This window comes from Kitasatospora sp. NPDC057198 (assembly GCF_042670125.1).
In the GTDB taxonomy this organism is placed as follows: domain Bacteria; phylum Actinomycetota; class Actinomycetes; order Streptomycetales; family Streptomycetaceae; genus Kitasatospora.
Genome location: NZ_JBHUWH010000329.1, coordinates 1 through 8989, shown reverse-complemented (window position 1 = coordinate 8989; position 8989 = coordinate 1). Strand labels below are relative to the sequence as shown.

8 protein-coding genes are annotated in these 8989 nt (G+C 75.6%); 4 read left to right on the top strand and 4 right to left on the bottom strand.

Features of this window, described 5'->3' with window-relative positions; translation table 11 throughout:
* The first annotated feature begins 175 nt into the window (after positions 1-175).
* Entirely contained in the window at positions 176-1303 is a 1128-nt protein-coding gene (locus tag ACFUEL_RS28760) for a glycosyltransferase family 4 protein (protein WP_380239685.1), read from the top strand.
* Positions 1304-1315: 12 nt separating this feature from the next.
* On the opposite strand, the gene ACFUEL_RS28755 is transcribed toward ACFUEL_RS28760, so the two are convergent.
* Both ACFUEL_RS28755 and ACFUEL_RS28750 read right to left on the bottom strand, forming a co-directional pair.
* Positions 1316-1987, bottom strand: a complete 672-nt coding sequence (locus ACFUEL_RS28755; protein ID WP_380239684.1) for a response regulator — start codon at positions 1985-1987, stop codon at positions 1316-1318.
* Complete coding sequence (locus tag ACFUEL_RS28750) at positions 1972-3246, bottom strand: sensor histidine kinase (protein WP_380239683.1); 1275 nt, start codon at positions 3244-3246, stop codon at positions 1972-1974. The genes ACFUEL_RS28755 and ACFUEL_RS28750 overlap by 16 nt, the downstream gene beginning before the upstream one ends.
* Positions 3247-3364: 118 nt before the next feature.
* Here ACFUEL_RS28750 and ACFUEL_RS28745 point away from each other — a divergent pair, with 118 nt between their 5' ends.
* Together ACFUEL_RS28745 and ACFUEL_RS28740 are read left to right on the top strand one after the other, a co-directional pair.
* Complete coding sequence (locus ACFUEL_RS28745) at positions 3365-4531, top strand: hypothetical protein (RefSeq protein ID WP_380239682.1); 1167 nt, start codon at positions 3365-3367, stop codon at positions 4529-4531.
* 28 nt (positions 4532-4559) lie between these two features.
* Positions 4560-5303, top strand: coding sequence for a hypothetical protein (locus tag ACFUEL_RS28740; protein ID WP_380239681.1), 744 nt, complete (start codon positions 4560-4562; stop codon positions 5301-5303).
* A gap of 289 nt (positions 5304-5592) precedes the next feature.
* Here the strand turns inward: ACFUEL_RS28740 and ACFUEL_RS28735 are convergent, their stop codons facing one another.
* The gene (locus ACFUEL_RS28735) at positions 5593-6603 is read right to left on the bottom strand and encodes a hypothetical protein (RefSeq protein WP_380239680.1); all 1011 of its coding nucleotides are present in this window, start codon (positions 6601-6603) and stop codon (positions 5593-5595) included.
* Between the two features lie 183 nt (positions 6604-6786).
* Positions 6787-7569, bottom strand: a complete 783-nt coding sequence (locus ACFUEL_RS28730) for a DeoR/GlpR family DNA-binding transcription regulator (RefSeq protein ID WP_380239679.1) — start codon at positions 7567-7569, stop codon at positions 6787-6789.
* 143 nt (positions 7570-7712) lie between these two features.
* Here ACFUEL_RS28730 and galK point away from each other — a divergent pair, with 143 nt between their 5' ends.
* Complete coding sequence (gene galK / locus ACFUEL_RS28725; protein WP_380239678.1) at positions 7713-8870, top strand: galactokinase; 1158 nt, start codon at positions 7713-7715, stop codon at positions 8868-8870.
* Positions 8871-8989: the final 119 nt, after the last annotated feature.

The following is an 8989-nucleotide window of genomic DNA, read 5'->3' as shown; positions in this document are numbered from 1 at the left end:
CGCTCCGGCTGAGCCGCCCGCCCCGCTCCCCTCCCCCGTCCGGCCGTGCCGCCGTGCCGCCGTGTCGCCATGCCGTCATGCCGTCATGCCGCCGTGCCGTCATGCCGCCGTGCCGCCGTGTGCCTCAACAGCCTTGCCAGTAGCCCGAGTCGGCCTATCCGAAGGAAACCGGACCATGGGTTCCACCCTGATCGTCACCAACGACTTCCCGCCCCGGCAGGGCGGCATCGAGACCTTCGTGCACGCGATGGCCGTCCGGCTGGCCGGGGAGGAGGTGGTGGTGCTGACCTCCGCCGAGCCGGGGGCGGCGGAGTTCGACGCGGGGCTGCCGTTCCCGGTGGTGCGCGAGCCGGTGCGGATGCTGCTGCCGACCGGGCGGACCGTCCGGCGGGCGGTGGAGCTGATGGCCGGGCACGGCTGTGACCGGGTGTGGTTCGGGGCGGCCGCGCCGCTCGCGGCGATGGCCCCGGCGCTGCGGCGGGCCGGGGCGGGGCGACTGGTGGCGACCACGCACGGGCACGAAGTGTGGTGGGCCCGGGCGCCGTTGGCGCGCCGGCTGCTGCGCCGGGTGGGTGCGCACTGCGACGCGGTCACGTACCTGGGCGAGTACACCCGGCGCCGGATCGCTCCCGCGCTGGGTCCGGGGGCGGTGACGGCGCGGCTGGTGCCGGGGGTGGATCCGGCGGTGTTCCGGCCGTCGGCGGCGGAGCGGCGGGCGGTGCGCGAGCAGTACGGGCTGGGGTCGCGTCCGGTGGTGCTGTGCGTGGCCCGGCTGGTGCCGCGCAAGGGGCAGGACGCGCTGCTGCGGGCGCTGCCGCTGATCCGCCGCCGGGTGCCGGACGCCGTGCTGTTGCTGGTGGGCGCGGGGCCGGACGAGCGGCGGTTGCGGCGGCTGGCCCGGCACTGCCCGCCGGGGTCGGTGGTGTTCGCGGGCGGGCACGGGCACGCGGAAACGGCGCGGTTCTACGCGGCGGCGGACGTGTTCGCGATGCCGTGCCGGACGCGGCGGGCGGGGCTGGAGGCGGAGGGCCTGGGCATCGTCTTCCTGGAGGCGGCGGCGAGCGGCCTGCCGGTGGTGGCGGGGCGTTCGGGCGGGGCGCCGGACGCGGTGCTGCCGGGCCGGACCGGGACGGTGGTGGACGGGCGGGAGGCCGTCGAGGTCGCCGAGGCGGTGCTGGAGTTCCTGCTGGATCCGCGCCGGGCCCGGGAGTTCGGGCGGGCCGGGCGGGAGTGGGTGGAGCGGGAGTGGTCCTGGGACGCCTCGGCCCGCCGGCTGTCCGGCCTGCTGGCGGGCGAGCGGTGACCTGACGTTTCGTCAGGAAGCATGCTCCGCCTGGTTGTTGTAGTAGGCGAGCACGGCCAGCACCCGGCGGTTGCCCTCCACCGGGTCCAGGTCGAGCTTCATGAAGATGTTCCCGGCGTGCTTGACCACGGACGCCTCGGTGACGGTCAGCCGCTGGGCGATGGCCTGGTTGTTCCAGCCCTCGGCCATCAGCCCGAGGACCTCCCGTTCGCGCGGGGTGAGCCGGCGCAGCGGGTCGTCGGCGGCGTGCTGGGCGAGCAGGATGCGCACCACCTCGGGGTCGATGACGGTCTGCCCGGCGGCGACCCGTTCCAGCGCGTCGAGGAAGTCGCCGACCTCCAGCACCCGGTCCTTGAGCAGGTAGCCGAGGCCGCCGCGGTCGGCGGAGCCGGCGCCGAGCAGCCGGGTGGCGTACGCGGTGGCCACGTACTGGGAGAGCACCAGGACCGGCAGGCCGGGGTGGCGGGCGCGCAACTCCAGTGCGGCGCGCAGTCCTTCGTCGCGGTGGGCGGGCGGCATCCGGACGTCGGTGACGACCGCGTCGGGCCGTTCGGCGTCGACGGCGCGGACCAGGGCGGTGGCGTCGCCGACGGCGGCCACGATCCGGTGGCCGACGCGTTCGAGGAGTTCGACCAGTCCGGCCCGGAGCAGGACGGCGTCCTCGGCGATCACGATCCGGAGCACGGAACCTCCAGGTTGAGGCGGGTGGGCCCGCCGGGCGGGCTGGTCACGGTCAGTCGTCCGCCCAGCACGGCGACCCGGTCGGCGAGGCCCTGCAGGCCCGCCCCGGCGCCCGGGTCGGCGCCGCCGCGGCCGTTGTCGGTGACGGACAGCCGCAGCGCGCCCGCGCCGAGGCTGCCGCGGACGGTGATCTCGTCGGCGCCGCTGTGCTTGGCGGCGTTGGCGAGGGCTTCGGCGACGGTGAAGTAGGCGGCGCTCTCCACCGCCCCGGGCAGCCGCGGCAGGGGCAGTTCGACCCGGACGGGGACGGGGTGGCGGGCCGCCAACTCGGCGACGGCGGCCGGGATCCCGTGGTCGGTGAGGACCTGCGGGTGGATGCCGCGGACCAGGGTGCGCAGCTGTTCCAGGGCGAGTTTGGCCTCGCCGCGGGCCCGGGCGACGAGTGCGGCGGCCGGGGCGGTGGCGGGGGTGTCGTGGCCGCGCAGTTCGAGTTCGGCCAGGCCCAGGGTCATGCCGAGGGCGACGAGTTGCTGCTGCACGCCGTCGTGCAGGTCGCGTTCGATCCGGCGGCGTTCGGCCTCGAAGGCGTCGGCCAACCGGGCCCGGGAGCGGGTGAGTTCGACCACCCGGACACCCAGGTCGGCGTCCCGCAGGCCCAACAGCTGCTGGGCGAGCCGCACTTGGGCCCCAGCCAGCAGGCCGCCGCTGTAGGCCAGCACGACCAGGCCGAGCAGGCCGGCGGCGCTCGCCGCGAAGCCGTCCAGCGGGCCGGAGACCGGCCGGCCGGGCCACAGCATCACGGTGTCCGGGCTGACCGCGAGGACGAACACCGGGGCGGCGAGCAGCAGCAGGCAGAGCGCCAGCGCGAGGGCGAACAGCAGCCCGGCGGGGGCGAACACGGTGGACTGGACGAGCGCGTAGGCCAGTTCGCGCCGGCTCGCCCGCTCCCGCAGCCGCCCGCGCAGCCCGTGCGCCGTGCTGCGGTGCGGGTCGGGCAGCCGCTCCGGTTCGACCAGGCGCAGCCGCCACCGCTCCACCGCCCCGACCGGCACCCCGAGCAGCGCCGTCCCGGCCAGCACCAGCACCCCGACGCCGAGCACCGACAGCCCGACGCCCACCACCAGCCCGACCGCCAGCGCGAGCAGCACCAGCGCCCCCTGCACCGCCCCCGTCACCAGCAGCGCCCAGGCCCGCCACGGCCACCACGACAGCAGGAACCGCACCGGCCGCCGCCGCACCGCCTCCCACACCGCGACACCCATCCGCCCGCTCCCGTCCGCTCCCCTCCGTACCCGACCCTATAACCGGTGGAGGGGAAGGGGGTTGATCCCCTACGGTGCGCCTGCGATCGGATCACGAGGGCCTGGAGGCCGGATGCGGGTGGCGGACTTCGCTTCCTGGGGGCGGGAGTTCCCGCTGCGGTACGTGCTGGTGCGGGACGTCGGTGACGAACAGGACTGGAAGGCCGTCGAGTTGCTGGCGCGCTGCGTGGACGTCGAGGGCCTGTACGTGCCGCGCGAGCACCTGGACCGGACGGTGCTGGTGCTGGAGGGCTGCCCGGCCGACAGTCCGCTGGCGGTCATGGCCGCCGAGCCGGGCGGGCGGCAGGTGGGCGATCTGATGCTGGAGGTGCTGGGCCGGAACAACGACTGGCCGCCGCACGTGTTCGTCCTGGTCGACGCCTCCGCGGTCGCCGTGCGGCCGACGGCGGGCGCGCCCGGCCTGGTCGACCTGGTCCTGGGCGCCGGCCTGCGCGACGACTGGGAGTACGGCCGTCCCCGTCCGCCCGCGCAGCCGTACTTCGAGGTCCGGTCGGCGACGGACCAGCGGATCACCACCCCGCTCACCCACTGCGGGAGCATCGGCGGCCTGTACGAGCACTACCCCAGCCCCAGGCCCGTGCAGTTGATCGGCTGCGAGGCGTCCCCCGCGCTGCTGGACGGCCTGGTGCCGTCCGGCGGGCGGAACGGCGGCTGGGGGCAGCTGGTCGGTCTGGACCGCTCCGGCGGTGTCCTGCGGACCGAGAACTTCCCGCTGCGCATCACCGAGGCGCGCCCCTCCGTCCTCGGCGGTGCGCTGCTGGACCTCACCTTCGCGGACGGCAGCCCCGAGCGCCCCACCCCGGACTGCCGGAGGGTGCGCGAGTTCTGGTTCGAGGGGCCGCCGAGCGAGCCCGGCGGGTGGGTCGGGTTCGACACCTCGGGCCGCGGCGAGTGGCTGGGCCTGTGCCGTCCCACCAACGTGTCCGCCGCCCCGCACGGTGGCGGCGAGCACCACCTCGACGGTCGGCACGTGACCGACGTCCCCGGCCTGCACCTGGCCCTCGGCGAGGCACTGCTCGGCCCGGGGCTGTCCCTGGGCTCCGACCTGTACTGGCTGCGCGAACACCTCGACGGGGCCGCCCGCCGCACCCTGGTCTGGCACGACGCGGAGACCGCCCGGCGCTCACTCGCCTGGCGGGTGGTCAGGACCGACCCGCTGCGCAGCTACTTCGACGACGTGCTGGAGACCCTGGCGGAGCGCGGTGTGACGGTCGTCCTGGACTGAGCCGTCCGCCGCCGGTGATGATGCCCGCATGTCGCACCAGCACCAGCAGCTCCCCTCCGCTCCCCCGGCCGCGATCCCCGGCTACGACGGCGGGCCGTACCGGCACCGGCCCGAACTGCTGGACGACCACCTGTTCTGGGTGGGGCACCTGCACAACTGGTGCGCGGATTCGGAGGAGGCGGAGGAGTTCGTCGACGAGGCGGAGGACCTGGCGGCCGGGCGGCTGCAGACCGGGCTGCTGAGCGGAGCGGAGTGGCCGGTGTTCACGGTGCCGCTGGGCGGCGGGCACCTGCTGCACGTGGTGTACCGGGCGTTCGCCGAGGACGAGGGGATCGACTACCTGCTGCACCACCCGGAGTGGGACGCGGCCGAGCCGCTGGCCGCCGACGAGGGCTCCTTCAGCGGGCCCGGCCTGTGCTGGGACGAGCTGGTGGCCGCCGCGGACAACGGGCTGCCCGGCGGCAGCACCGCCGACCCGCACGCCCGGCTGCTCCTGCTGCTGCCCGCGTTCGGCGACGCGGACGCCCCCGTCGGGGCGGTCGACCGGCTGGCGGCCGCGCTGCGGGCGCGCACCCGGTTCGCGGAGCCGGAGCGGCTGGCCGCCGCGCTGTTGGCGGCCCAGGGGCCGTGCGGCGCGCCGCGCTGGCACCGGATGCCGGACGGGGCGCCGAACGGGGCGCTGGTCAACGACGGCAAGTACTCACCCCGGCACGCCACCGCGCTGCCGGCCGCCCGGCAGCAGCGGATCACGGCGGCGCTGGCCGCCCGCTGAGGGGCCGTCCGCTGAGCTTGTTGTTCAATCCGGCTGGTCACTCGGTCTACTGAGGGTGGCCCCGCACGGTCTCGCCCTGTGGGACGCGGCCTACCGGTGGTTTCGCGCCCGGACCGCGGACGGTACCGGGGACCGGGTCCACCGTGCGCCGCGCGAGAAGGCGCGCGGCCGACGGACGCGAACCGCAGCGCTCGACGGCGGTGCGGGGCTCGCCGGTGGCCGACCGGACGCCGGTGCCGCAGGCAGCGGCGATCGTGCCAGTGCGTACCTGCTCGGTGACCACTCGGCCTCAGTTCTCCGGCGCCTCCACCGCTTTGTCGGTGCCGGAGCGTCCGACGGCCGTCCTGGTCCGCCGGACCAGGACGGCGCTGCCGGCCCCGGCGCCCGCGAGGAGAACGGCGATGCCGGTGAGCAGCGGGGTCCGGCTGCTGCTCGTAGCGGCGCTGTCGGCCAGTGCCGGTGCCGGTGTCGGTGCCGGGGAAGCCGACGCGGCACCAGCGGTGGTGGCCGGCGCCGGTGTTGCGGTGGTGGCGGTGATGACGGGGGCGGCTGCGGTGGTGGTACTGGGCTCGGCCGACGGGCTCCGGTGGGGGGTCGGGCCGGGCGCGGCAGTGGTGGGGGCTGCGGCGGTCGGCTTACCGGTGGCCGTCGGTCTGGCGGCGGCGGTCCGGGCGGGGGTGGCCGACGGGGTCCGGGACGGGGTGGCCGGGGCGGGGGCGCCGGACCCGTAGCGGAAGGAGGCCCTGGGCATGTTGTAGTGCATCGGGCCGCCGATGTTCTCGCCGGAGACCGTGTAGAGGGCGTATGTGGAGACGCCGTTGGTGTCGAGGGTGAAGGTTCCCCGGGCGGCTTCGGCGCTCAGGGTCACCTTGGCGTGGACGGTGAGCGAGCCGTGCGGTTCGATCCACACGATCCCGGTCGGCTCGTACAGGATCCAGTCACCGCTGCTGTTGATGCGGTCGGAGGGCCGCCAGGCGCCGGTGGCCGGATCGTTCCACAGGACGGTGACGCCGGTGGTCTGGGCCGTTCCGTCCTGGGCCGTGTTCCACATGCCGAGGAAGAGGCTGCTGACGCTGATCCGGTTCTCGGTCGTCGAGCGGACGGTGAAGGTCACCGTGAAGCTGCCGCCGACCGGGACCGAGGACGGCACCCCGCTGATCGACGTGCTGATCGACGCGCCGTCAGCAGCGTGCGCCGCCGGGGGGAGCAGGACGGGGGCGGTGGCGAGGAGGACCGCGGACAGGGAGGCAGCGAGTCTGGCGGGGCGGTTGATGGCGGGTCTCCCACTGTTCGTTCGCACACTGGCGGACCGGAAGATTCCGGTTAGCGCGCCGCAGGCTACCAGCCACCTGCCACCGGGCATCCCGGAGGGTGACCCCGGAGCAGGGGCACCGCGCAACAGCGGCGGACGGCGGACCGAGGCGGCCCGCGGGGGCGCCGGCGACCCCGACCGTCGGCAGCCGATCGGTTGCCCCGAGCTTTCTCAGACGATCAGCAGTTCGCCGCAGGTCTCGGCGAGGACGGCGCGGGCCTCGGCGGGCAGGGCGTGGTCGGTGATGAAGCAGTCGAGTTCGCCGAGCGCGGCGAAGCTGCTGAGGCCGACGACGCCCCACTTGGTGTGGTCGGCGACGGCGACGGTGCGGTGGGCGGAGGCGATCAGGGCCCGGTTGGTCTGGGCCTCGGCGAGGTTGGGGGTGGTCAGGCCGGCCCGTTCGCTGACCCCGTGGGCGCCGATGACCAGCAGGTCGACGTGCAGGGAGCGGATCGCCTGGTCGGCGAGCGGGCCGACCAGCGCGGCGGAGCGGGTGGGGGCGCCGCCGGTGAGCAGCAGGGCGGGGCCGTTCTCGCCGCGGGAGCGGAGGAGTTCGGCGACCGGCAGCGAGTTGGTGACCACGGTGAGGCCGGGGACGTCGAGCAGCCGGGCGGCGACGGCGTACGCGGTGGTGCCGGCCGAGACGGCGACCACGCTGCCGGGCTGGACCCGGGCGGCGGCGGCCTCGGCGAGGGCGGCCTTGGTCTCGGGCGCCAGCGTGGACTTGGCCTCGAAGGCGGGTTCCTCCGCGCTGGTGGTGCGGGCGACCGCGCCGCCGTAGACCTTGCGGACGGTGCCCGCGCGGGCCAGCGCGTCCAGGTCGCGGCGGATCGTCATGTCGGACACCCCGAGCTGGTCGACCAGTTCGGCGACCTTGACGGCTCCGTCGCGGCGGACCAGGTCGAGGATCAGGGCCCGGCGCTGGTCGGCGAGCAGTCCGCCGTCGGTGGTCACGGTGTCCTCCGGAGTGGGGTGGGCGAGAAGCGATCATCATAGTTCGCGGGGCGGGCCGCCAACCCTGTTCGACTCTGATGCTGTGTGTTTGAATGTGTTGAATATACCGCCTGCCCGTCCGTGAACGTCCGCTGGAGCACCCGATGACCACCGATGCCGCCACCGAGGCCGCAGCCTCCTTCGCCTCCGCCTTCGGCGACTCCCCCGAGGGCGTGTGGGCCGCCCCCGGCCGGATCAACCTGATCGGCGAGCACACCGACTACAACGAGGGCTACGTGCTGCCCGCCGCGCTCCCGCACACCACCCGGGTCGCGGCCCGCCGCCGGGACGACGGCCGGGTGCGGCTGTTCAGCGCGCAGGGCGACGGCTCGGTGGCCGAGTTCGCGCTCGCCGACCTGGCGCCGGGCTCGGTGCCGGGCTGGGCGGCGTACCCGGCGGGCGTGTTCTGGGCGCTGGCCGAGGCCGGGCACCCGGTGGGCGGCGCCGACCTGGCGTTCGCCTCGGACGTGCCGACCGGGGCGGGCCTGTCCTCGTCCGCAGCGCTGGAGTGCGCGACCGCGATCGCCCTGGACGAGCTGTACGGCCTCGGCCTGGACGCCCCCGGCCGGGCGCTGCTCGCCCAGCGCGCCGAGAACGCCTACGTCGGGGTGCCGTGCGGCGCGCTCGACCAGATGGCGTCCAGCTGCTGCGTCGCGGGCCACGCCTACTTCCTGGACACCCGCACCCTCACCGGCCGCCAGGTGCCGCTGGACCTGCCCGCGGTCGGCCTGTCCCTGCTGGTGATCGACACCCGGGTCAAGCACGACCTCGGCGACGGCGCGTACGCGGGCCTGCGAGCCGGCTGCGAGCGGGCCGCCGAGCTGCTCGGGGTGCGGGCGCTGCGCGACGTCGGCCCGGACGAACTGGCCGCGGCGGAGCAGAAGCTGCCCGCCGAACTGCGCCCGCTGCTGCGGCACGTGGTGACCGAGGACCAGCGCGTGCTGGACGTGATCGCGCTGCTCGACGCGGGCGACCCGCGGGCGCTCGGCCCGGTGCTGACCGCCGGGCACGCCTCGCTGCGCGACGACTACCGGGTCTCCTGCCCGGAGACCGACCTGGCGGTGGCCGCCGCGAACGCGGCGGGCGCGCTGGGCGCCCGGATGATGGGCGGCGGCTTCGGCGGTTCGGTGCTCGCCCTGGTCGACACCGACCGGCTGGCGGAGGTGGAGCACGCGGTGCGCGAGGCGTTCGCCGCAGCCGGCTTCGGCGCCCCGCAGGCGTTCCCGGCGGTGCCCTCGCAGGGCGCGCACCGGGTCTCCTGAGCAGAGAACGGCGGGAGGCGAAATCAGGGGCCCGGGGAACGGCGGGGCCGTGCTGCTGACGGCCGGAGCCCATCGAAGGTTCGTGCTGCTGCGTGCTGTAACAGAACCCGAAGCCGATG

Bases quoted from the DNA above. Each gene is read 5' to 3' on its own strand.
- ACFUEL_RS28740 (WP_380239681.1), top strand. From the start codon at position 4,560: ATGTCGCACCAGCACCAGCAGCTCCCCTCCGCTCCCCCGGCCGCGATC.
- ACFUEL_RS28760 (WP_380239685.1), top strand. From the start codon at position 176: ATGGGTTCCACCCTGATCGTCACCAACGACTTCCCGCCCCGGCAGGGC.
- ACFUEL_RS28750 (WP_380239683.1), bottom strand. From the start codon at position 3,246: ATGGGTGTCGCGGTGTGGGAGGCGGTGCGGCGGCGGCCGGTGCGGTTC.
- galK (WP_380239678.1), top strand. From the start codon at position 7,713: ATGACCACCGATGCCGCCACCGAGGCCGCAGCCTCCTTCGCCTCCGCC.